A 23,765-nucleotide genomic window follows, 5' to 3' on the forward strand; every position below is an offset into this window, starting at 1 on the left:
TGCACCAGGGGATGTTGAGTCGACGTGCCGGAAATGTGCCGGATCGGCCGCAAACGGCCGGGGCTCCGGACCGGAAGCGGACCGCCGCGGGGGCCGGTCCGGGCCCCGTTCAGCACAGGATCAGCAGAGGATCCAGCCCGAACTGACCGAGCCCGAGCCCACGGAACCCTCGACGCGCACGCAGCGGCGTCCGGCGTGCACGGTCACCGGGCCGGCGTGGTGCGTGTAGCGCCCCTTGTCGGCGACGGGGCGGCTGCCGCGCGCCTGCACGCTCACCGACATCGACTTGCGCGAGCCCTGCCGCTTGGGGAACGTCACCGCGCACACGTAGCCACTGCGTTTGTAGACCTGCACGGAGCCGGTGGAGAAGGGCAGGGTGCGGACCTTGCGTCCCGAGCAGTAGGAGGCGGCCTCCGCGCTGCCCGGCCCGGCGAGGGCGAGCAGCCCGGACGCGGTCAGCACGGCCGTGCCGAGCGCCAGCCGCCTGCGTATCGCACCACTGTCCACTGTCGTCCCTCCCGCAGCAATCAGCGTACTGGTGTACGGACGCAGGACGTACGTCGGATGGTTGCGCGGGAGGGGACGGGCCGTCAGGCCGTGGAGCGGACCGGCTCCCCGGGCTCGGGCGCGCCCACGAAGGTGCGCCACAGCTCGGCGTACCGGCCGCCGAGGCGCAGCAGTTCCTCGTGGGTGCCGTCCTCGGCGACGCGGCCGTGGTCCATGACGACCACCCGGTCGGCGCGGGCGGCCGTGGTCAGCCGGTGGGCCACCACCAGCGTCGTACGGCGGCCCGCGATCCGGTCGGTGGCCTGGTTGACCAGTGCCTCGGTGGCGAGGTCCAGGGCGGCGGTGGCCTCGTCGAGGAGCAGGATGTCCGGGTCGACGAGTTCGGCGCGGGCCAGCGCGATCAGCTGGCGCTGACCGGCCGACAGGTTCCGGCCGCGCTCGGCGACCTCGTGCAGATAGCCGCCGTCGAGGGTGGCGATCATGTCGTGGGCGCCGACGGCGCGGGCCGCCGCCTCGACCTCGGCGTCGGTGGCGTCGGGGCGGCCGTAGGCGATGGCGTCGCGGACCGTGCCCTGGAAGAGGTACGCCTCCTGCGGGACGACGCCGAGCCGGTGCCGGTAGGACGTGAGGTCGAGGTCGCGCAGATCGGTGCCGTCGACGGTGACGCGCCCGCCGGTCGGGTCGTAGAACCGGGCCACCAGCTTCACCAGGGTCGACTTGCCCGCGCCGGTCTCGCCGACGAACGCGACGGTCTGCCCGGCGGGGACGGTCAGCGCGACGCCGCTGAGGGCCTCCTCGTCGTCGCCGTAGGCGAAGTCGACGTCCTCGAAGGCGATCTCCCCGCGCAGGGAGAGCACGTCGAGCGGCTCGGCCGCGGACCGCGTCGACGTCGGCTCGCGCAGCAGTTCCTGGATGCGGCCCAGCGAGACGGTCGCCTGCTGGTAGCCGTCGAAGACCTGGGAGAGCTGCTGCACGGGCGCGAAGAACAGGTCGATGTAGAGGAGGTAGGCGACCAGGGCGCCGGTGGTCAGTGTGCCGGCGTCCACCCGGTGGGCGCCCACGATCAGGACGCCCGCCGCGGCCACCGAGGACAGCAGCTGCACGAAGGGGAAGTACACGGAGATCAGGCGCTGGCCGCGGATGCGTGCCTGGCGGTAGCTGTCGCTGCCGTCCGCGAAGCGCTTGCGGCCCGCCTCCTCGCGCCGGAACGCCTGGAGGATGCGCAGCCCGGAGACGGACTCCTGGAGGTCGGCGTTGACCACCGAGACGCGCTCGCGGGCCAGCTCGTACGCCTTCACGCTGGCCCGGCGGAAGAAGAAGGTGCCGACGATCAGCGGGGGCAGCGTGGCGAAGACCACCAGCGCCAGCTGCACGTCGATCACCAGGAGCGCGCCCATGATGCCGAAGAAGGTGACGACCGAGACGAACGCGGTGACCAGGCCGGTCTGCAGGAAGGTGGACAGCGCGTCCACGTCCGTCGTCATCCGGGTCATGATCCGGCCGGTCAGCTCGCGCTCGTAGTAGTCGAGCCCGAGCCGCTGGAGCTGCGCGAAGATCTTGAGCCGGAGCGAGTAGAGGACCCGCTCACCGGTGCGCCCGGTCATCCGGGTCTCGCCGATCTGGGCCGCCCACTGGACGAGCACGGTGAGCAGGGCGAGGACGGCGGCCGTCCACACCGCGGCGCGGGAGAGCTGCGAGACGCCCTCGTCGATGCCGTGGCGGATCATCACCGGCAGCAGCAGGCCCATGCCGGCGTCGAGGGCGACCAGGCCGAGGCTGACGAGCAGCGGCAGCCCGAAGCCGCGCAGCAGCCGGCGCAGCCCGTAGGACTCCTCCGGCATGACCGCGCGGGCCTCGTCGATGCCGGGGGTCTCGGTCGCCGGGGGCAGCGCCTCGACCTGCGAGAGCAGCTCCGGGGTGGCGGGCATCCCGGCGATCGCGTTGTCCTTCGGCTTGCGGTCGCCGGTCCACAGGTGCGGGGTGACGCCGCGCTCGGCGTCGAACTCGGCGTCGAGCTCGTCGCGGACGGACGTGTCCTCCCGCTCGGCGGCGGGCGCGGCCCGGCCGGGCGAGACGCCGCCCAGCTCGTCCGGGTCGGTGAGCAGCCGCCGGTACAGCGCGGAGCGTTCCTGGAGCTCCTCGTGCGTGCCGATGTCGGCGAGCCGGCCGCCGTCGAGCACGGCGATGCGGTCGGCGAGGTTCAGGGTGGAGCGGCGGTGCGCGATGAGGAGGGTGGTGCGGCCCCGCATGACGTGCGCGAGGGCCTCGTGGATCTCGTGCTCGACGCGGGCGTCCACGGCGGAGGTGGCGTCGTCGAGGACGAGCAGCCGCGGGTCGGTGAGGATGGCGCGGGCGAGGGCCATGCGCTGGCGCTGGCCGCCGGAGAGGGTCAGTCCGTGCTCGCCGACGGTCGTGTCGTACCCGTCGGGCAGCTCGGCGATGAAGCGGTGGGCCTGGGCGGCGCGGGCGGCGGTCTCGATCTCCTCCTGCGTGGCGTCCGGGCGGCCGTAGGCGATGTTGGCGCGGACGGTGCCGGAGAACAGGAAGGAGTCCTCGGGGACCAGCCCGATCGCGGCGCGCAGCGACTCCTGGGTCAGCTCGCGGACGTCGTGGCCGCCGACCAGGACGGCGCCGTGGGTCACGTCGTAGAAGCGCGGCAGCAGCAGCGAGACGGTGGACTTGCCGGAGCCGGAGGAGCCGACGACGGCGAGGGTCTCGCCGGGGCGGATCTCGAAGGAGAGGCCGTCGAGGACGGGGCGGCCCTCCTCGTAGCCGAAGGAGACGTCGTCGAACTCGACGGTGGCGGGCGCGTCGGCGGGCAGCGTCTTCGTGCCGTCCTCGATGGACGGCTCGGTGTCGATCAGCTCCAGGACGCGCTCGGCGCCCGCGCGGGCCTGCTGTCCGACGGTGAGGACCACGGCGAGCATCCGCACCGGCCCGACGAGCTGCGCGAGGTAGGACGAGAAGGCGACGAAGGTGCCGAGGGTGATCTGTCCGCGCACCGCGAGCCAGCCGCCGAGGGCGAGCATCGCGACCTGGCCGAGGGCGGGCACGGCCTGCAGCGCCGGGGTGTACTTCGCGTTGAGCCCGATGGTGCGCATCCGGCCCGCGAAGAGCCTGCGCCCGACCTCCCGGAGCTTCCCGGTCTCCTGGTCCTCCTGCCCGAAGCCCTTGACGACGCGGACGCCGCTGACGGCGCCGTCGACGACCCCGGCGACGGCGGCGGCCTGGGCCTGCGCGTACCAGGTGGCGGGGTGCAGCCTGGTGCGGCTGCGCTTGGCGATGAACCAGAGAGCGGGGGCGACGGCGAGGGCGACCCCGGTGAGCGGCAGGGACAGCGAGGCCATGATCCCGAGCGAGATCAGGAAGAGCAGGACGTTGCCGATGGTCATCGGCAGCATGAAGAGCAGGCCCTGGATCAGCTGGAGGTCGCTGGTGGCCCGGCCCACGACCTGGCCGGTGGACAGCTCGTCCTGGCGGCGGCCGTCGAGCCGGGTGATCGTCGCGTACATGTCCGTGCGCAGGTCGTGCTGGACGTGCAGGGCGAGCCGTCCGCCGTAGTAGCGGCGGATGTACGTCATGACGTAGACGAGCACGGCGGCGCCTATGAGGGCGCCGGCCCAGGGGGCCATGTCCCTGGTGTGGTTCCCCACGACGTCGTCGATGATCACCTTGGTGACGAGCGGGACCAGTGCCAGGACGGCCATGCCCCCGAGGGACGAGCCGAGGGCCAGCACGACGTCCTTGGGGTAGCGCCATGCGTACCCGGCCAGTCGCCGCACCCAGCCGGGCTCGCCCGCCCCGCCCTGTTCCGCTGCCACGCAGATGCCTTCCGTCGTTCCTGTTCCGCCGGAAGGCACCAACACGGATCGGGGCGGATTTCATCCCTCCGCAACATTCGCGGCGCGGCGAAGGGCAGGCGGGACGGCCGGGCGGCGGGGCGTGCGGGGCGTCAGCCGGCGGCCGGCACCGCCGGGAACGCCTCGCGCGGTGTCTCGGTCGGCGTGTACCTCTGGGCGGTGCTCACGCTCGGCACCAGGTCCCGGTGGATGGCCTTGGCCACGGCCTGGATGGTGGCGACGCCGTAGTCCATCGTGCTGTTGCCGTGGGTGAGCACGGAGATCGTGTAGTCGTGGCCGGCCCCGTCGAAGGTGCCGACGCTGTGCACGCGCCAGCCGTTGGTGGCGCGCGACAGCCAGCCGTTCTTGACGTGCACGGCGACCGAGGAGGGCGCGCCGGCCGGGGTGCCCCAGCGCTGCGAGGAGACGACCTTGCCCATCAGCTTCAGGACGTAGGCGCGGGCGTTGTCGCTGAGAACGGTGTTCCGGGCGGTGAGCAGCGCGAGCAGTTTCTGCTCGTCGCGCACGGTGATCTGGGTCAGGCCCCAGTAGCCGTCGGCGCCGGGCTTGGTCTGGGTCATGCCGGCCGCGGTGAGGAAGCCCTTGATCTTCGTGAGGCCGAGCTGGCGCCACAGGGTGCTGGTGGCGGCGTTGTCCGACCTGGTGATCATGGCGGTGGCGAGGTCGGTCTCGCGCTGCGTGAGGTAGCGGTTGTGCTTCTTGGCGTCCCACAGCAGCGTGGCGAGCACGGTCACCTTGACGACGCTGGCGGAGTCGAAGGCGCTGGTGGAGCGCAGCGTGCAGGTGGTGTTCGTCGTACGGTCGCGGAGGCCGACGGCGACGGTGCCCCGGCGGCCGGCGAGCGCGGCGGTGATGTCGCGCTGGAGCTTCTCGGCGAGGCCCGCCCGGTCCGACGTGCAGGTGACCTGCGCGGCCGTGGCCGAGGCCGGCGTCGCGGCGGCGACCAGCGGCACGAGCACGCCGACGCCGAGGCCGGCCGCGAGCACACGGGCGCGCCCGGATATCCGGTGAGTCATGAAGGTTCCCATCCCCTGAGGCGATACGGGTGCGCCCCCTGCACACCCGCCCCCCTTTGACCGGGCAAGGGCACGAAAAGTTGTACGAGTCGCGCGACGGGACCGGTTCCTTTCGGCGCCCGCCTCAGGGACCGGATCCGGCAGAGCGGGCAAGTCGCGGGCGCTGCCGTCGACTTGCCCGCTTCCGACACACAACGGTCACATCTCGTTCACCCCTAGAAGCGCATGTCCATGTCACGCTCCCGATTGCCCGCTCAATCAACCCGCGTAGAACGGACGTCCCCACATGCCCGCCACGCACACACGCCGCTGGAAGACGCTGGCGCTGTCGGCCTCAGCCGTGCTCGTCGCGCTCGCCGTCCCGACGGTGACCGCCTCCCCCGCGAGCGCCACGACGACGGCGTACGACACCACGTACTACAAGAACGCCGTCGGCAAGACCGGGTCGAGCCTGAAGTCCTCGCTGCACACCATCATCAGCAGCCAGAGCAAGATCTCGTACTCCGCGGTCTGGAACGCGCTCAAGGTCACCGACCAGGACCCGAACAACAGCAACAACGTGATCCTGCTCTACAGCGGGGTCTCGCGCGCCAAGTCGCTCAACGGCGGCGACCTCGGGGACTGGAACCGCGAGCACACCTGGGCCAAGTCCCACGGCGACTTCGGCGAGGTGACCGGCCCCGGCACGGACCTGCACCACCTGCGCCCGGCGGACGTCCAGGTGAACAGCATCCGCGGCAACAAGGACTTCGACAACGGCGGGAGCACGGTCAGCGGCGGGGGCGGCAGCCTCACCGACTCCGACTCCTTCGAGCCGCGCGACGCGGACAAGGGCGACGTGGCCCGCATGATCCTCTACATGGCGGTGCGCTACGACGGCGGCGACGGCTTCGCCGACCTCGAACCCAACGAGAGCGTCAGCAACGGCAGCAACCCCTACATGGGCAGGCTCGCCGTGCTCAAGCAGTGGAACGACGAGGACCCGCCGAGCGCCTTCGAGGAGAAGCGCAACCAGGTCATCTACGACACCTACCAGCACAACCGCAACCCCTTCATCGACCACCCGGAATGGGTCGAGGCGATCTGGTAGGGAGCGGTAATCGCCTGAACTCCCTCCGTGAAGAGGGGAGTTCAGGCGGTATCCGTCGTTCCGGGCCACCACCGGGTGACCGATGAATGGCCGACAGGCGTACAACCAGTGACGCCCCGCCCGAGTCGCACTGTCCGGACGCGTCGGACCACCGCGTCCACCGGAACGACGAAAGGCACTCGATGTCCCGAGCACGACGAAGGACCCGCTCCGCGCGACTGACCGCGCCCCTGGCCGCAGCCGCCCTGCTGGCCGGCGGCATCGGCACCTGGGCCCTCACCGGCGCCACCGCCCAGGCCGCCGGCGGATCGGCGGACGCCCGGGACGACTTCAACGGGGACGGCTACGCCGACCTGGTGGTCGGGGCCCCGGGCGCGACGGTGTCGAGCCAGGCCAAGGCGGGCTACGTGGCCGTCATGTACGGCTCCCCCGGCGGCCTCTCCACCACGGACAAGAAGATCGTCAGCCGCTCCACCAGCGGGGTGCCCGGCGCCGCCACCGCCAACCAGCGCTTCGGATCGACCTTCGCCAAGGGCGACCTGGACAAGGACGGCTTCATCGACCTCGTGATATCCGGCGGCACGGCCGGCTCGGTCGTCCTGTGGGGCTCCGCCTCCGGCCTCACCGGCGGCACCGCCCTCGCCGGATACGGGGCCGCGCCCCAGGCCGGCGACTTCGACGGCGACGGCACCACGGACCTCGCCCTGTTCGCCGCCCGGTCCGTCGGCGGCGACGACCCCGCGGGCGCCCCGGCCGCCCTGTGGAAGGGCCCGCTCTCCCGCACCGGCCGCCCGGCCGCCGTCCTCAACATCCTGGACAAGTCCGGCTGGTGGGGCAACGACGAGGACGACGCCTCCTGCGCCACCGGCGGCGGCTGCGAGGAGGACGGCGACTCGATCACCGGTCCCGTCGTCTCCGGCCAGGTCGGCGACATCAACGGCGACGGCAAGGACGACCTCGTCCAGTGGCGGTACGAGGGCGACGGCGTGTGGGGCAACCGCCTGCTCTACGGCGGCACTTCGGGCTTCGTCAAGGGCCGCGCCCCCGGCGAGGACACCTCCCGCGAGGGCGTGGGCACCGGCATCGGCGACGTCGACCACGACGGCTACGACGACGTCGTGGTCGGCGGCGACGGCTGGAACGGCAAGGCGCGGATCGCGTTCGGCTCGGCCTCCGGCCTGTCCGAGACGCGGGTGCAGTCCTTCGACCAGGATCTGCCCGGCTTCCCCGGCGTCGAGGAGGAGGGCGACGGACTCGGCACCTCCGTCTCGGTCGCCGACGTCACGGGCGACGGCTACGCGGACATCGCGCTCGGCATCGCGGGCGAGGACGTCGAGGACATCGCCGACGCCGGCTCGGTCGCGCTGCTCCACGGCGGCCCGACCGGCGTCACGGGCGCCGGGACCCAGGTGTTCCACCAGGACACCGCGGGCGTCCCCGGAGTCGCCGAGACGGACGACCGGTTCGGCGTGAGCACCGCGCTGCTGGACGTCGACGGCAACGGCCACCGCGACCTGGCCGCGGGCTCCACCGCCGAGAACGGCACCGACGGCGCGGTCTGGATCCTGCGCGGCACCTCGTCCGGGCTCACCACCACGTCGGCGCTCGCCTTCGGCGCCGCGAAGCTGTCCGCGCCCGCGACGGACGCCCTGTTCGGCGCCCCCCTGCGCTGACGGGCGGGGCGGGGCGTCCGCGCCCCGCCCCCACCGCCGGTCAGCCCAGGTGGGTCGGCGCGAACATCCGCAGCACCGCGGGGAGCACGACCACCGAGGGGCCCGGCGTGCCGAGCGCCTTCGCGAGGTCCGCCTCCAGGGCCTCGGGCGTCGTCCGGACGCCCGGGACCCCGAACGACTCGGCGAGCGCGACGTAGTCGGGCCGCGCCAGTTCCGTCGCCGTGGCCTCGCCGAAGGTGTCCGTCATGTACTCGCGCAGGATGCCGTAGCCGCCGTCGTCGACGATCAGCCAGGTGACGTCCAGCCCGTACTGCTTCGCCGTGGCCAGCTCGGCGATCGAGTACAGCGCGCCGCCGTCGCCGGACACCGCCAGGACGGGCCGCGTCGGGTCGGCCACGGCGGCACCCAGGGCCGCCGGGAATCCGTAGCCGAGGCCGCCCGCGCCCTGGGCGGAGTGCATGAGGTTGGGGCCCTCGGCGTCGAACGCCGACCAGGCCCAGTACGCGAGGATCGTCATGTCCCAGAAGGACGGCGAGCCGGCGGGCAGGGCCTTGCGGACCGAGGCCAGCACCCGCTGCTCCAGGGCGAGTTCCTGGCCGGCGATGCGGTCGGCGACCTTCGCGAGGACGGTGCGGACCCGCTCGGCGGCCCCCTCGTCCTTCCTCGGCGACACCGTCTCCAGCAGCGCCTGCAACGCCGGCCGCGCGTCGGCGTGGATGCCCAGCGCCGGGTGGTTGGCCTCCAGCTTGCCGAGGTCGGCCTCGATCTGGACGACGCGGCCCCGCGGCGCGAACGTGTGGTAGTTCGAGGAGAGTTCACCGAGGCCGGAGCCGACGACCAGCAGGACGTCCGCGTCCTCCAGGAAGTCCGTGGTGTGCCGGTCCTCCAGCCAGGACTGGAGCGAGAGCGGGTGCGTCCAGGGGAAGGCGCCCTTGCCGCCGAAGGTGGTGACCACCGGCGCGTCCAGCTTCTCGGCCAGCGCCCTCAGCTTCCCGGACGCGTCCGCCCGTACGACACCGCCGCCCGCGATGATCGCCGGGCGCTTCGCGCGGGACAGCAGGTCGGCGGCCAGCGCCGTCAGTTCGGGGCGCGGGACGACGTCCTCGGGCGTCGCGTCCATCGCGGTCACCACGGGCAGCCGGGCCTCGGCCAGCAGCACGTCCTGCGGGATCTCCACCCACACCGGGCCGTGCGGGGCCGTCAGCGCCGACTCCCAGGCCGCCGCGATCGCGGACGGGATCTGGGACTGCGTACGGACCGTGTGGACGGACTTCACCACGCCCCGGAACGAGGCCTGCTGGTCGGGGAGTTCGTGCAGATAGCCGTGGCGGCCGCCGCCGAGTCCCGCGGTCGGGACCTGGCTGCTGATCGCGAGGACGGGCGCCGAGGCGGCGGCCGCCTCCTGGAGCGCGGCCAGCGAGGTCAGCGCCCCGGGGCCGGTCGACAGCAGCAGCGGCGCCGCCTCGCCGGTGATCCGGCCGTAGGCGTCGGCCGCGAACCCCGCGTTGTTCTCGACGCGCAGCCCCACGTACCGCAGGGGCGAGCGGCGCAGCGCGTCGAACATGCCCAGCGCGTGCTGGCCGGGCAGTCCGAACACGGTGGTCGCGCCGAGACCGGCGAGGGTCTCCACGACCAGGTCCCCGCCGTTGCGGCCCGGCGGGGGGTTGAGCGCCGCCTCGGTCTGGGCGGCGGTCGGCCGCAGGTCCAGGTCGTGGTCGTGAGTCACTTCGCGGCCTTCTCCTCGGCGATCTGGCGGGACATGATCGTCGTCAGCTCGTACGCCGTGTGGGACGCGGCGACCGCGGTGATCTCGGCGTGGTCGTAGGCGGGCGCGACCTCGACGACGTCCGCGGAGACCAGGTGGCAGGACGACAGGCCGCGCAGGATCTCCAGCAGCTCGCGGGAGGTCATGCCGCCCGCCTCGGGGGTGCCGGTGCCGGGGGCGTGCGCCGGGTCGAGGCAGTCGATGTCGATGGAGATGTACAGCGGGCGGTCGCCGATGCGCTGGCGCAGCTGGTCGGCGACCTCGTCGGCGCCCCGGCGGTAGATGTCGGCGGAGGTGACGATGCCGAAGCCCATCTTCTCGTCGTCGGTGAGGTCCTGCTTGCCGTACAGCGGGCCGCGGGTGCCGACGTGGGAGAGCGCCTCGGTGTCGAGGATGCCCTCCTCGACGGCGCGGCGGAACGGGGTGCCGTGCGTGTACTCGGCGCCGAAGTAGGTGTCCCAGGTGTCGAGGTGGGCGTCGAAGTGGAGCAGGGCGACCGGGCCGTGCTTCTTGGCGACCGAGCGCAGCAGCGGCAGCGCGATGGTGTGGTCGCCGCCGAGGGTCATCAGGCGGGCGCCGGTGCCGAGGAGCTCGTCGGCCGCCGCCTCGACGGTCTCCACGGCCTCGTTGATGTTGAACGGGTTCGCGGCGATGTCACCGGCGTCGGCGACCTGCGCGAGGGCGAAGGGCGAGGCGTCCTGCGCCGGGTTGTAGGGCCGCAGCAGCCGGGACGCCTCGCGGATCGCGTTGCCGCCGAAGCGGGCGCCCGGCCGGTACGAGACGCCCGAGTCGAACGGGACGCCGACCACCGCGACGTCGGCCGAGCCGACCTCGTCCAGGCGCGGCAGCCGGGCGAAGGTCGCGGGACCCGCGTACCGCGGGATGCGGGACGAGTCGACGGGGCCGCGGGGCGTCTCGTTGCTGCTCATGATGGGTGCTCTCTTTCCTACGCTTCGTCGCGTATGTACGACTGGTACGACTCTACTGGTGAGCCGGGACGGGTTCGGACAAGGGTTCGGAGCCGCGGCCGGCCAGGCGCTCCCGCCAGGCGGCGAGGACGGCGGGCTCGGTGGGCCTGGTCGCCAGGGACACCACCACGTAGGCGGCCAGCGAGGAGAGCAGGCCGTAGTAGACGGGCTCGTTGGCGAGGATGCCGTAGGCGGCCATCAGGCCGACGACGGCGATACCGCCCACCGCGACGGAGGCGAGCGCGCCGGGCGCGGTCCCCCGCTTCCACAGCAGACCGCCGAGGATGGGGACGAGCAGTCCGCCGACGAGCAGGTTGTAGGCGACGGTCAGCGCCTCGACCACGCTGTTGAGCGCGATGGCGATGCAGATCACCGCGACGCCCATGATCAGGATGAACGCGCGGTTGCCGCGCACCTCGTCGCGTTCCCCGTCCCCGTCCCGGGTGACGGCGCCGCGCAGCCGCGACCAGATGTCGTTGTTGGCGACGGTGGCGCAGGCGATCAGCGCGCCGGAGGACGTCGACATGACCGCGGCGAGCGCGGCGGCCAGCACCAGGCCCCGCACGCCGACCGGGAGTTCGTCCTTGACGATGGTCGCGAAGGCGGCGTCGGCGCTCGGCAGCTTGGGGTAGAGGACCTTGGCGGCCGTGCCGATGACGGCGCCGGCCAGCGCGTACACCAGGCAGTAGGTGCCGGCGACGGTGCCGCCCCACTTGGCCGTGGTGTCGCTGCGGGCGGTGAACACGCGCTGCCAGATGTCCTGCCCGATCAGCATGCCGAACGTGTAGATCAGCACGTAGGTGAAGATCGTCTCGCCGCCGATGCCCAGCGGGTCGAAGTACTCGGTGGGCAGCTTCGCCCTCATCTCGCCGAATCCGCCGGCCTTGACGACGGCGATGGGCAGCAGGAGCAGCAGCACGCCGATCGTCTTGACCACGAACTGCACCATGTCGGTCAGCGTGATGGACCACATGCCGCCGAGCGTCGAGTACGCGACCACGATCGAACCGCCGAGGACGATCGCGAGCGTGCGGTTCATGTCGAAGAGGACGTCGAAGATGGTGGCGTACGCGATGGTCGAGGTCACCGCGAGCATCAGGGTGTACGCCCACATGACCACGCCCGAGATAACGCCGGCCCGGCCGCCGTAGCGCAGGTCGAGCATCTCCGAGACCGTGTAGACCTTCAGCCGGGCGATGCGGGCGGAGAAGAAGACGGACAGGGCCAGCAGTCCGAGGCCGATGGTGAAGACCATCCAGGCGCCGGAGAGCCCGTACTGGTACCCGAGGCCGACACCGCCGATGGTGGAGGCGCCGCCGAGCACGATCGCGGCCATGGTGCCGGAGTACATCGCGGGCCCGAGGCGGCGGCCCGCGACGAGGAACTCGCTCTTGGACCTGGCGCGGCGCATGCCCCACCAGCCCATGGCCAGCATGCCGGCCAGATAGACGACGATCACTGTGTAGTCGACGGCCATGGGGGCCTCCTTCGCGCACTCTCGGTGGCGTGTCGTGCGGCGGGAACGCGGCCGGCGCATGTCGCGCGGCCGGCGGTACGGCAGCTGGTCGCGGGGACATCCGCCCGTACCCGCGGCTACCGACGGCTCTGACCCTAGGTGGCCGGAAAGCGACTGCGAAGTGTACGTTTCATCCACTCGAACCGCTCCGGATGGAGGGAACGTCCACCGTGCCGGACCCGGCAGTACCGCCCGTCCCGCCGACCCCGCCGGTGCCGCTGGGCGCGCTGCTGGCCCGGGACGACCTGGGGCTGCGCCGGATCGCGGGCCCCGCCGACCCCGACACGGTGATCCACTGGGCGCACACCTCGGAGATGGCCGACCCGTACCCGTACCTGCTGGGCGGCGAGCTGCTGCTGACCGCCGGGGTGCACATCCCGGAGGCGGCGGGCTCGGGGACCTACTTCGACGACTACGTGTCCCGGATCGTCGCCGCGGGCGGGGCGGCCCTGGGCTTCGGTCTGGCCCCGGTGCACGACACGGTGCCGCGGGCGCTGGTCGCCGCCTGTGACGCGTACGGGCTGCCTCTGCTGGAGGTGCCGCCGCAGACCACGTTCTCGGGCGTGGCCCGCGCGGTCTGGCAGCTGATGGCCCAGGCCCGCCTGGCGGAGCTGCGCCGCGTGACGGAGGCCCAGCAGAGCCTCGCCGCGGCCGCCGCCCGGCCCGACCCGGTCCCGGCCGTGCTGCGCCGGCTCGCCCGGCACACCGACGGCTGGGCGGCCCTGTACGGCCCCGAGGGCCGGGAACTCGCCACCGCGGGACGCGTCCCGCGGACCCCGGCACCGGACACGGCCTCGCGGTCCGCCCCGCGCACGGCGACGCCCGAGGCCGCCGACCGGGCACCTGGGACGCAGGCCCCGGCAGCCGGCGCGACGGACCCCGGCGCCCGTCCGGCGGGGCCAGCACAGGACGCGACGGCTTCCGGCCCCCGTCCGGCGGAAACCGCGCAGAGCACGGCGCCACCACGCCCCCGTCCGGCGGGCTCCGGACAGAGCGCGACGGCACCCGAGGCCCGTCCGGCCGGCTCCGCACAGGGCGCGGCGACTTCCGGGCCCCGCCCGGCGGGGGCCACACAGGACGCGACGGCACCCGGCCCCCGGCCGGCCGGCTCCGTACCCGGCGCGGCGGACGCCGAGGGCTGGGTCGTGGGGGCGTTGCGGGAGCTGGCCGGGGTGGTGCGGCCGCGCGGGCGAGCGGGGGGCGCGGTCCCGCCGGGGCCCTCGTCCGCCACCGACACCGTGGGCGGCGTCCACCTCGCCGCCTACGCCCTCGGGGCGGGCCAGGGCTTCGTCCTCGGGGTCGCCGGGGCCGGGCGCGCCCCCGGTGACCACACCATCGCCTCCGTGGCCGCCGTCCTGCTGTCGCTGCTCACCGGGGAACACCAGAGCGGGACCGGGGCGGCCCGCTCGGCGGCGCTGGTCCGGCTACTGCTCGGGGCGACTCCCGGGGAGGTGGCGCCGCTGCTCGGCGCCGAGCGCCTCCTCGTGGTGCACGCCCGGCCCGCCGGGGACGCTCCCGCGCCGGACGCCGTCGCGGCCTCCGCGCTGGGCGCCGCCCTCGGTTCCACGCTCGTCGACGTGGGCGACGACGTCGTACGCGTCCTCGTCCCGGCCGGCCGCGAACCGGCCCCGCAGCCCGGCTGGACCTGCGGGGTCAGCGCCCCCGCCGCCCCGGACGGGTGGGCCGCCGCGGACACCCAGGCCGCCCGCGCCCTGGCCCGCGCCCGTGCCACCCGCGCGGCGTTGGTGCGTCACGGGGAGCGCCCGGCGCTCGCGGACCTCGTGCCCGCCTCCGACGCCGAGGCGCACGCGCGGGCCCTGCTCGCCCCCGTCGCCGGGCAGCCCGCGCTGACCGAGACCCTGCGCACCTGGCTCTCCCTGCACGGGAGTTGGGACCGCACGGCGGTGGCGCTGTCGGTGCACCGCAACACCGTGCGTCAGCGCATCACGCGGTGCGCGGCCCTGCTGGCGGCGGACCTCGACGACCCGGACGTGCGGATGGAGCTGTGGTTCGCCCTGAGGGAGGGGTGAACGAGGGAGGTCACCGGGGTCACGGTGAGGAGTGACGCACGTCCCAGGGCTCGGGACACCGGCGCCCCGGACGGGCCGCCCCGGCACAATGGGAGGCATGCCGATACCCGGGACTCCCAGCCGCGCCGAGCTCGTCGACCACCTCGTACGGACACGTATCGCGGGCGATGTCGCCACGCCCCGCGAGAACAACCTCTCCCACTACCGCAAGCTGGCGAACGGCGACCGCAACTTCTGGCTCGGGCTTGAGCTCGGCGACCGCTGGAGCGACGAGCAGGACGTGCTCGCCGTGATGGCGGAGCGGTGCGGTGTGAACGACGACCCGGAGTACCGCTACGGCCAGGACACCATCGACCCGGAGCTGACCGTCGACGCCCTGGACCGGATGGCCGCGCGGCTGCGCAAGGCGGCGGCCGGCGAGGAGCGGGTGCTGTTCGCCACCGGGCACCCCGGCGGCCTGCTCGACGTGCACCGCGCGACCGCCGACGCCCTGCGCGGAGCCGGCTGCGAGATCGTCGTCATCCCGGCGGGGCTCCAGACGGACGAGGGGTACGTCTTCCAGTTCGCGGACGTCGCGGTCCTGGAGCACGGGGCCTCGCTGTGGCACACCCATTCGGGCGAGCCGATGCGCGCGATCCTGGCCGGCCTGGAGCGGGACGGCCGCCCGCTGCCCGACCTGGTCGTCGCCGACCACGGCTGGGCGGGCTTCGCGGGCCAGGCCGGCATCGACTCCATGGGGTACGCCGACTGCAACGACCCGGCGCTCTTCCTCGCCGAGGCCGAGGGCACGCTCCAGGTGACGATCCCCCTCGACGACCACGTCACCAGCCCCCGCCATTACGACCCGATGACGGCGTACCTGCTGAACGCGGCGGGCCTGGAGTAGCACCGGCCCGGTCCGCGCCGGCGGGCGGGCCGCCGGTTCACGGCCACGGGCTGAGTCCCTCCCTCCGGCGCTGGGCGTACCCCGGCGTCGGGTCCAGGTACACGCGGCCGACCGCGGGGAACGTCTCGCGCAGCCGCCGTTCGGCCTGTTCGCAGGCCCACTCGATCTGGGCGGCGGTCGAGGCGTCCCGGAAGTCGACCTTGGCGGCGACCAGCGCCTCCCGCGGCCCCTGCACCAGCGTGGTCAGTTCGAGAACCGCCTCGATGTGCTCCACGGCGAGCAGCTCGGCGCGGATCCGCTCCCGCACCGGCCGGGGCAGCGGCCGCCCGATGAGCAGCTCCGCGTTGGAACGGCCGAGGACCCAGGCGACGTAGAGCAGCAGGACGCCGATGCAGAGGGAGGCGGCGCCGTCCCAGACGCCGGAGCCGGTGAGCTGCCCGCCGAGCAGTCCGCCCGCGGCGAGCACCAGGCCCACCAGGGCGGCCGAGTCCTCCATGACGACGGCCTTGACCGCGGTGTCCGGGGTGCGCCGGAGATAGTGGACGAACGGTGTCCCGGAGCGGTCGGCCTCGCCCCGCGCCTGGCGGACGCCGGTGCGCAGGGAGTAGCCCTCCAGCAGGAAGGCGACCGCCAGCACGACGTACGAGACGAGGGGGTCGCCGAGGTCCTCGCCCGCGACGAGGGTGTGGACGCCGTCGTAGAGCGAGAAGACCGCGCCGCCGACGAAGGTGGCGACGGCGGCGAGCATCGCCCAGATGTAGCGCTCGGGCCCGTAGCCGAGCGGGTGGTCCTCGTCGGCCGGCTTCTCGCTGCGCTTCAGCGCGGTGAGCAGCAGCACCTCGGTGACGGTGTCCGCCACCGAGTGCGCGGCCTCGGACAGCATCGCGCTGGATCCGCTGACGACACCGGCGACGGCCTTGGCCAGCGCGGTCCCGAGGTTGGCGACGGCGGCGACGATCACGGTGAACGTGCTCTCGCCGCCGCCCGGTTCCTGTTCCCGCGCTGCTCCCATGCGGCCCAGTCTCACCGAGGAACGCGGACGACGCCTTCCTGGATCACCGTGATGGCGAGCCGCCCGTCCTGGGTGTAGATCCGGGCCTGGCCGAGCCCGCGGCCACCGGAGGCGGACGGGGACTCCTGGTCGTACAGCAGCCACTCGTCGGCGCGGAACGGCCGGTGGAACCACATGGCGTGGTCCAGCGAGGCGCCGACGACGTCCCCGATCGCCCAGCCGCCGCGCCCGTGCGGCAGCAGCACCGAGTCCAGGAGCGTCATGTCGGAGACGTAGGTGGCGAGGCAGACGTGCAGCAGGGGTTCGTCGATGGCGCCGCCCAGCTTGCCGTTGGTGCGGAACCACACCTGGGAGCGGGGTTCGCGCGCCTCGCCGACGCTGCCGAAGGGCGGCGCGTCGACGTAGCGCAGGTCGACGGCCTCGCGGGCCTCGGCGAGACGCCGGGCCACGCCGGGATCGGCGAAGACGTCGGCGTAGCGCGGCAGCATCTCGGCCGTGGTCGGCAGCGTCTCGGGGTCCGGGGCCGGCGGCATGGCGGCCTGGTGCTCCAGCCCCTCCTCGTACGCCTGGAAGGACGCGGAGAGGTGGAAGATCGGCTGCCCGTGCTGGACGGCGACGACGCGGCGGGTGGTGAAGGAGCGCCCGTCGCGGATGCGGTCGACGGTGTAGACGATGGGCGCGCCCGGGTCCCCGGCGCGCAGGAAGTACGCATGCAGGGAGTGGGCGGGCCGGTCCGCGGGGACGGTGCGGCCCGCGGCGACCAGCGCCTGCGCCGCCACCTGCCCGCCGAACACGCGGGGGACGACGGCGGAGCGGGACTGGCCGCGGAAGATGTCCTGCTCGATCCGCTCGAGGTCGAGCAGATCGAGCAGGGACTCAAGTGCCTGACTCATGGGGTCAGTTGTACCGTGAACTTTTTTCGCGGGCCTTACAGACCCATGTCCTTGGCGATGATCGTCTTCATGATCTCGCTGGTGCCGCCGTAGATCCGGTTGACGCGGTTGTCGGCGTACAGGCGGGCGATCGGGTACTCGTTCATGAAGCCGTAGCCGCCGTGCAGCTGGAGGCAGCGGTCGATCACGCGGTGCGCGACCTCGGTGCAGAACAGCTTCGCGGACGCGGCCTCGGCCGGGGTCAGCTCGCCCGCGTCGAGGGCCTCCAGGGCGCGGTCGGCGACGGCCTGCGCGGCGTCCACCTCGGCCTGGCAGGCGGCCAGCTCGAACTTGGTGTTCTGGAAGGAGGCGACGGTCTTGCCGAAGACGGTGCGGTCCTGGACGTACTGCTTGGCGAACCGGACGGCCGCGGCGGCCTGCGCGTAGGCGCCGAAGGCGATGCCCCAGCGCTCGGACGCGAGGTTGTGGCCGAGGTAGTAGAAGCCCTTGTTCTCCTCGCCGAGGAGGTCCTCGACGGGGACCTTGACGTCGACGAACGCCAGCTCTGCGGTGTCGGAGGTCTTCAGGCCCAGCTTGTCCAGCTTGCGGCCGATGGAGTAGCCCTCGGACTTGGTGTCCACGGCGAACAGGGAGATGCCGTGGCGGCGGTCCTCGGCCGTCGGCGCGGAGGTGCGGGCGCAGACGATCACGCGGTCGGCGTGGACGCCACCGGTGATGAAGGTCTTGGAGCCGTTGAGGACGTAGTGCGTGCCGTCCTCGGAGAGCTTGGCGGTGGTCTTCATGCCCGCGAGGTCGGAGCCGGTGCCCGGCTCGGTCATCGCGAGGGCCCACATCTCCTCGCCGGAGACGAACTTCGGCAGGAAGCGCTTCTTCTGCTCGTCGGTGGCGAGCATCTTGATGTAGGGCAGGCCGAGCAGCACGTGCACGCCGGAGCCGCCGAACTGGACGCCCGCGCGCGCGGTCTCCTCGTACATGACGGCTTCGAACTTGTACGAGTCGATGCCCGCGCCGCCGAACTCCTCGGGGACGCGGATACCGAAGACACCCAGCTCGGCGAGCTTGTAGTAGAAGTCGCGCGGCGCCTGGCCCGCGGCGAACCACTCGTCGTAGACGGGTACGACCTCGGCCTCGATGAAGGCCCGGAGGGTCTCCCGGAACGCCTCGTGATCCTCGTTGAACACCGTACGGCGCACCGCCGCCACCTCCGTCTGGGGTATCTGTCTAAGCGCTTGCTCAGATCTCAGGTTACCCGTCGGTCACGACGGTCGTCCAGAGCGGTCACCCCATGACCCTCGTCACGCCACGGGGGCCGCTCCGGCCGCCTGGAAGGCCCCGCGCGCCATGCGGTGCAGCAGCTCCGCGGTGCCCGCGCGGCCGGGCAGGGCGCCGGGGCGGCCCAGGTGGGGCGTGGAGTTGAGGAGCCCGAAGACGGAGTGCACGGCGGAGCGCGCCGCGGGCTCGGCGAGGTCCGGGTAGACCTCGCGGACGACCTCCACCCACAGCTCCACGTACTGGCGCTGGAGCTGACGCACGAGCTTGCGGTCGCTGTCCCGGAGGCGGTCCAGCTCACGGTCGTGCAGGGTGATCAATGGACGGTCGTCGAGCGCGAAGTCGATGTGCCCCTCGATGAGCGAGTCGAGGACCGCCTCCGAGCCGCCCCGGGCCTCGGCGACCCGGCGCCTGCCGCCCGTCAGCAGCTGGCCGCTGATGCCCACCAGCAGCTCGGCGAGCATCGCGTCCTTGCCCGCGAAGTGCCGGTACAGGCCGGGTCCGCTGATGCCGACGGCCGCTCCTATCTCGTCCACTCCTACGCCGTGGAAGCCGCGCTCGGCGAACAGCCGGGCGGCCTCCCTGAGGATCTGCTCGCGACGGGTGGGGGCGTCGGTTCTGGTGGCCATGGAAGCAATTCTAGACAGGGAGGTTAGCGGTCGTTAACCTGGAGGAAATGCGTTAACGCTCATTAACAAGGTGAGGGGACCGCAGGATGCACGAGGCACCGGAGCTGACGAGCGCGGCAGACCCCGCGTCGGAGGCCTGGCGGGCCAACGAGGCGGCGCACCACGCGCTGGGCGAGGAGTTGCGGCGCAGGCTGGCCGCGGCCCGGCTCGGCGGTGGTGAGCGGGCCAGGCAGCGGCACACCGCGCGCGGCAAGCTGCTGCCCCGCGACCGGGTGGACACGCTGCTCGACCCGGGCTCGCCCTTCCTGGAGCTGGCGCCGCTGGCGGCCGAGGGGATGTACGGCGGAGCGGCACCGGCCGCCGGGGTGATCGCCGGGATCGGGCGGGTGAGCGGCCGCGAGTGCGTGGTCGTCGCCAACGACGCCACGGTCAAGGGCGGCACGTACTACCCGATGACGGTGAAGAAGCACCTGCGCGCCCAGGAGGTGGCGCTGGAGAACCGCCTCCCCTGCATCTACCTGGTCGACTCGGGCGGCGCGTTCCTGCCGATGCAGGACGAGGTCTTCCCCGACCGGGACCACTTCGGGCGGATCTTCTACAACCAGGCGCGGATGTCGGGCGCCGGCATCCCCCAGATCGCCGCGGTGCTCGGCTCCTGCACGGCGGGCGGCGCCTACGTCCCGGCGATGAGCGACGAGGCCGTGATCGTGCGCGGCCAGGGCACGATCTTCCTCGGCGGGCCGCCGCTGGTGAAGGCCGCGACCGGCGAGGTGGTCACCGCCGAGGAGCTGGGCGGCGGCGAGGTGCACTCGCGCGTGTCCGGCGTGACCGACCACCTCGCGGAGGACGACGCGCACGCGCTGCGCATCGTCAGGACCATCGCCTCGACGCTCCCCGCGCGCGGGGAGCTGCCCTGGACGGTCGAGCCGGCCGTCGAGCCCAAGGTGGACCCCGCCGGGCTGTACGGCGCGGTGCCGGTGGACTCGCGCACCCCGTACGACGTGCGCGAGGTCATCGCCCGCGTGGTCGACGGTTCGCGTTTCGCCGAGTTCAAGGCGGAGTTCGGGCAGACCCTGGTGACCGGCTTCGCCCGGATCCACGGGCACCCGGTCGGCATCGTCGCGAACAACGGCATCCTCTTCTCCGAGTCCGCGCAGAAGGGCGCCCACTTCATCGAGCTGTGCGACCAGCGCGGCATCCCGCTGGTGTTCCTGCAGAACATCTCGGGGTTCATGGTGGGCCGCCAGTACGAGGCCGGCGGCATCGCCAAGCACGGCGCCAAGATGGTCACGGCTGTCGCCTGCACGCGCGTGCCGAAGCTGACCGTGGTGATCGGCGGCTCGTACGGCGCGGGCAACTACTCGATGTGCGGCCGGGCGTACTCGCCGCGCTTCCTGTGGATGTGGCCGAACGCGAAGATCTCCGTGATGGGCGGCGAGCAGGCCGCGTCCGTCCTCGCCACCGTCAAGCGGGACCAGGCGGAGGCGCGCGGGGAGTCCTGGCCGGCCGAGGAGGAAGAGGCCTTCAAGGACCCGATCCGCGCCCAGTACGAGCAGCAGGGGAACGCCTACTACGCGACGGCCAGGCTCTGGGACGACGGTGTGATCGATCCCGTGGAGACCCGGCAGGTGCTGGGCCTCGCCTTGACCGCGTGCGCCAACGCCCCGCTGGGTGATCCCGGCTTCGGCGTCTTCCGGATGTGAGGGGACCCCTGACGATGTTCGACACGGTACTTGTGGCCAACCGCGGCGAGATCGCCGTCCGGGTCATCCGCACGCTCCGGGAGCTGGGCGTGCGGTCGGTGGCCGTCTTCAGCGACGCGGACGCCGACGCCCGCCATGTGCGCGAGGCGGACACGGCGGTGCGGATCGGGCCCGCGCCCGCCTCCGAGAGCTATCTGTCCGTGCCCAGACTGCTGGAGGCCGCCGCGCGCACGGGCGCCCAAGCCGTCCACCCCGGGTACGGCTTCCTCGCGGAGAACGCCGCGTTCGCCCAGGCGTGCGAGGACGCCGGGCTGGTCTTCATCGGGCCGCCCGCCTCCGCCATCGACCTCATGGGCGACAAGATCCGCGCCAAGGAGACCGTGCGGGCGGCGGGCGTCCCCGTCGTCCCGGGCTCCTCGGGCAGCGGGCTCACCGACGGCCAACTGGCCGACGCCGCCCGCGAGATCGGCATGCCCGTGCTGCTGAAGCCGTCGGCGGGCGGCGGCGGCAAGGGCATGCGGCTGGTGCGCGAGGAGGCGCTGCTCGCCGACGAGATCGCCGCCGCACGGCGCGAGGCCCGCGCCTCGTTCGGCGACGACACCCTCCTCGTCGAGCGCTGGGTCGACCGGCCCCGGCACATCGAGATCCAGGTCCTGGCCGACGGCCACGGCCACGTGGTGCACCTGGGCGAGCGCGAGTGCTCCCTCCAGCGCCGCCACCAGAAGATCATCGAGGAGGCGCCGAGCGTGCTCCTGGACGAGGCGACGCGCGCCGCGATGGGTGAGGCCGCCGTCCAGGCCGCCCGCTCCTGCGGTTACCGCGGGGCGGGCACGGTGGAGTTCATCGTGCCCGGCGGCGACCCGTCCTCGTACTACTTCATGGAGATGAACACGCGCCTGCAGGTCGAGCACCCGGTGACCGAGCTGGTCACCGGCCTGGACCTGGTCGAGTGGCAGCTGCGCGTCGCGGCGGGCGAACGCCTGCCGTACGAGCAGAAGGACATCTCGCTCACCGGCCACGCGGTCGAGGCGCGGATCTGCGCCGAGGACCCGGCCCGCGGCTTCCTGCCCTCGGGCGGCACGGTGCTGGCCCTGCGGGAGCCGCAGGGCGACGGCGTGCGGACCGACTCGGGCCTGTCCGAGGGCACCGAGGTCGGCAGCCTCTACGACCCGATGCTGTCCAAGGTCATCGCCTACGGCCCCGACCGGGCCACGGCGCTGCGCAGGCTGCGCGCCGCGCTCGCCGGGACGGTCACGCTGGGCGTGCAGACCAACGCCGGGTTCCTGCGGCGGCTGCTGGCCCATCCGGCGGTCGTGGCGGGCGAGCTGGACACCGGGCTGGTCGAGCGGGAGGCGGACTCGCTGCTCCCGGGCGACGTCCCCGAGGAGGTGTACGAGGCAGCGGCGGCCGTCCGCCTCGACGCCCTCGCCCCGCGCGGCACCGGCTGGACCGACCCCTTCTCGGTGCCGGACGGCTGGCGGCTGGGCGGCGAACCGGCCCCGCCCGCCTTCCCGTTGCGGGTGCCGGGACTCGAAGCGGTCGCCCACCGCCCGCGCGGCCGCCACACCGTCACCGCCGACCGGGTCTCCGTGACCCTGGACGGCGTCCGCCACAGCTTCCACCGCGCGGGCGACTGGATCGGCCGCGACGGCGACGCCTGGCAGGTGCGCGACCACGACCCCGTGGCCGCCTCCCTCACGGGCGCCGGGCACGCGGGCGCCGACTCGCTCACCGCCCCCATGCCCGGCACGGTGACGGTCGTCAAGGTGGCCGTCGGCGACGAGGTGAGCGCCGGGCAGAGCCTGCTGGTGGTCGAGGCGATGAAGATGGAGCACGTCGTCTCCGCGCCGCACGCCGGCGTCGTCAGCGAGCTGGACGTGACGCCGGGCTCGACCGTCGCCATGGACCAGGTCCTGGCGGTCGTCACCCCGGCGGAGGAGGCCCCGGCGAACGCGGCGATCCCCGCGGCCGCGGCGGCTCCGGCACTGGAGGAGACCTCATGACCACGCCCCAGCCCGGCCTTCCCATGACCGTACCGGCGCCGGGCCTGCCCGCGCGGGTGCGCATCCACGAGGTCGGCGCACGCGACGGCCTGCAGAACGAGAAGGCGACCGTCCCGACCGAGGTGAAGGCCGAGTTCGTCAGGCGCCTGGCCGACGCGGGCCTCGGCACCGTCGAGGCCACGAGCTTCGTGCATCCCAAGTGGGTGCCCCAACTCGCGGACGCGGAGCAGCTGTTCCCCCTGATCAGCGGGCTCCCGGTGGACCTTCCCGTGCTGGTGCCGAACGAACGCGGGCTCGACCGCGCCCTCGCGCTCGGCGCCCGCCGCGTCGCCGTCTTCGCCAGCGCGACGGAGTCCTTCGCCCGCGCCAACCTCAACCGCACGGTGGACGAGGCGCTCGCCATGTTCGCGCCGGTCGTCGAGCGGGCGCGCGCGGAGGGCGTCCACGTCCGCGGCTACCTGTCCATGTGCTTCGGCGACCCCTGGGAGGGGGCCGTGCCCGTCCCGCAGGTCGTGCGCGTGTGCCGCGCGCTGCTCGACATGGGCTGCGACGAGCTGAGCCTCGGGGACACCATCGGTGTGGCGACCCCCGGTCACGTGCTCGCGCTGCTCTCCGCGCTCGGCGAGGCGGGCGTCCCGGTGGGCGCGCTGGGCGTGCACTTCCACGACACCTACGGACAGGCGCTCGCCAACACCCTGGCCGCCCTCCAGTACGGCGTGACGACCGTCGACGCCTCCGCGGGCGGCCTCGGCGGCTGCCCGTACGCCAAGTCCGCCACCGGCAATCTCGCCACCGAGGACCTGGTGTGGATGCTCCAGGGCCTCGGCATCGAGACCGGTGTCGACCTCGGCCGCCTCACCGCCACCAGCGTGTGGATGGCCGGACAACTGGGCCGACCCAGCCCCTCCCGCACCGTCAAAGCCCTCTCCCACAAGGAGCCGTGAC

General features: G+C 73.2%; 17 protein-coding genes. 7 read left to right on the top strand and 10 right to left on the bottom strand.

What is annotated here, in order from left to right; translation table 11 throughout:
• Positions 1-120 precede the first annotated feature (120 nt).
• From ACFYQQ_RS07550 to ACFYQQ_RS07560, 3 genes are all read right to left on the bottom strand, one after another.
• Positions 121-507, bottom strand: a complete 387-nt coding sequence (locus ACFYQQ_RS07550) for a hypothetical protein (protein ID WP_355794359.1) — start codon at positions 505-507, stop codon at positions 121-123.
• An 83-nt stretch (positions 508-590) separates the two neighbouring features.
• Positions 591-4,328: an ABC transporter ATP-binding protein gene (locus ACFYQQ_RS07555; RefSeq protein ID WP_388903845.1), complete on the bottom strand. Its 3,738-nt coding sequence runs from the start codon at positions 4,326-4,328 to the stop codon at positions 591-593.
• Positions 4,329-4,459: 131 nt separating this feature from the next.
• Complete coding sequence (locus ACFYQQ_RS07560) at positions 4,460-5,383, bottom strand: serine hydrolase (RefSeq protein WP_356164713.1); 924 nt, start codon at positions 5,381-5,383, stop codon at positions 4,460-4,462.
• Positions 5,384-5,669: 286 nt separating this feature from the next.
• Between ACFYQQ_RS07560 and ACFYQQ_RS07565 the strand changes: the two genes are divergently transcribed.
• Positions 5,670-6,473 carry an endonuclease gene (locus tag ACFYQQ_RS07565; RefSeq protein ID WP_355794233.1) on the top strand — a complete coding sequence of 268 codons (804 nt, stop codon included), beginning with the start codon at positions 5,670-5,672 and terminating at the stop codon, positions 6,471-6,473.
• A gap of 182 nt (positions 6,474-6,655) precedes the next feature.
• Positions 6,656-8,146 (top strand): hypothetical protein, encoded by a 1,491-nt coding sequence (locus ACFYQQ_RS07570; RefSeq protein ID WP_388903848.1) that lies wholly within the window; start codon positions 6,656-6,658, stop codon positions 8,144-8,146.
• Between the two features lie 40 nt (positions 8,147-8,186).
• On the opposite strand, the gene ACFYQQ_RS07575 is transcribed toward ACFYQQ_RS07570, so the two are convergent.
• From ACFYQQ_RS07575 to ACFYQQ_RS07585, 3 genes are read right to left on the bottom strand one after another with little or no spacing between them, the layout of a single operon-like run.
• On the bottom strand, positions 8,187-9,872 hold the full coding sequence (locus ACFYQQ_RS07575) for a thiamine pyrophosphate-binding protein (RefSeq protein ID WP_355780765.1): 1,686 nt from the start codon (positions 9,870-9,872) through the stop codon (positions 8,187-8,189).
• On the bottom strand, positions 9,869-10,840 hold the full coding sequence (speB, locus tag ACFYQQ_RS07580; protein ID WP_355780768.1) for an agmatinase: 972 nt from the start codon (positions 10,838-10,840) through the stop codon (positions 9,869-9,871). Before speB ends, ACFYQQ_RS07575 begins: the two co-directional genes overlap by 4 nt.
• A 52-nt stretch (positions 10,841-10,892) precedes the next feature.
• A complete protein-coding gene (locus ACFYQQ_RS07585; RefSeq protein ID WP_355780771.1) occupies positions 10,893-12,356 on the bottom strand; it encodes a sodium:solute symporter in 1,464 nt (487 codons plus the stop codon).
• A gap of 191 nt (positions 12,357-12,547) precedes the next feature.
• Between ACFYQQ_RS07585 and ACFYQQ_RS07590 the strand changes: the two genes are divergently transcribed.
• Together ACFYQQ_RS07590 and ACFYQQ_RS07595 are read left to right on the top strand one after the other, a co-directional pair.
• Positions 12,548-14,425, top strand: a complete 1,878-nt coding sequence (locus ACFYQQ_RS07590) for a PucR family transcriptional regulator ligand-binding domain-containing protein (RefSeq protein ID WP_388903851.1) — start codon at positions 12,548-12,550, stop codon at positions 14,423-14,425.
• 97 nt (positions 14,426-14,522) lie between these two features.
• Entirely contained in the window at positions 14,523-15,311 is a 789-nt protein-coding gene (locus tag ACFYQQ_RS07595) for a phosphatase (protein ID WP_355788922.1), read from the top strand.
• Between the two features lie 37 nt (positions 15,312-15,348).
• On the opposite strand, the gene ACFYQQ_RS07600 is transcribed toward ACFYQQ_RS07595, so the two are convergent.
• The 4 genes from ACFYQQ_RS07600 to ACFYQQ_RS07615 all read right to left on the bottom strand — a co-directional run bounded on the left by ACFYQQ_RS07600 (position 15,349) and on the right by ACFYQQ_RS07615 (position 19,114).
• Positions 15,349-16,323, bottom strand: coding sequence for a cation diffusion facilitator family transporter (locus ACFYQQ_RS07600; protein ID WP_355788925.1), 975 nt, complete (start codon positions 16,321-16,323; stop codon positions 15,349-15,351).
• A gap of 11 nt (positions 16,324-16,334) precedes the next feature.
• On the bottom strand, positions 16,335-17,216 hold the full coding sequence (locus ACFYQQ_RS07605) for an acyl-CoA thioesterase II (protein ID WP_355788928.1): 882 nt from the start codon (positions 17,214-17,216) through the stop codon (positions 16,335-16,337).
• Between the two features lie 35 nt (positions 17,217-17,251).
• Positions 17,252-18,409, bottom strand: coding sequence for an acyl-CoA dehydrogenase family protein (locus ACFYQQ_RS07610; protein ID WP_355788931.1), 1,158 nt, complete (start codon positions 18,407-18,409; stop codon positions 17,252-17,254).
• A gap of 102 nt (positions 18,410-18,511) precedes the next feature.
• Positions 18,512-19,114 carry a TetR/AcrR family transcriptional regulator gene (locus tag ACFYQQ_RS07615; RefSeq protein WP_355788934.1) on the bottom strand — a complete coding sequence of 201 codons (603 nt, stop codon included), beginning with the start codon at positions 19,112-19,114 and terminating at the stop codon, positions 18,512-18,514.
• Positions 19,115-19,200: 86 nt separating this feature from the next.
• On the opposite strand from ACFYQQ_RS07615, the gene ACFYQQ_RS07620 reads away from it, so the two are divergent.
• The 3 genes from ACFYQQ_RS07620 to ACFYQQ_RS07630 are packed head-to-tail and all read left to right on the top strand — an operon-like array spanning position 19,201 to position 23,764.
• Positions 19,201-20,817 (top strand): carboxyl transferase domain-containing protein, encoded by a 1,617-nt coding sequence (locus ACFYQQ_RS07620; protein WP_356164692.1) that lies wholly within the window; start codon positions 19,201-19,203, stop codon positions 20,815-20,817.
• A gap of 14 nt (positions 20,818-20,831) precedes the next feature.
• Positions 20,832-22,820, top strand: coding sequence for an acetyl-CoA carboxylase biotin carboxylase subunit (locus ACFYQQ_RS07625; protein WP_355786384.1), 1,989 nt, complete (start codon positions 20,832-20,834; stop codon positions 22,818-22,820).
• Entirely contained in the window at positions 22,817-23,764 is a 948-nt protein-coding gene (locus ACFYQQ_RS07630; protein WP_355786387.1) for a hydroxymethylglutaryl-CoA lyase, read from the top strand. Before ACFYQQ_RS07625 ends, ACFYQQ_RS07630 begins: the two co-directional genes overlap by 4 nt.
• Position 23,765: the final 1 nt, after the last annotated feature.

The sequence above is a fragment of the Streptomyces sp. NPDC005496 genome (assembly GCF_042872045.1).
In the GTDB taxonomy this organism is placed as follows: domain Bacteria; phylum Actinomycetota; class Actinomycetes; order Streptomycetales; family Streptomycetaceae; genus Streptomyces.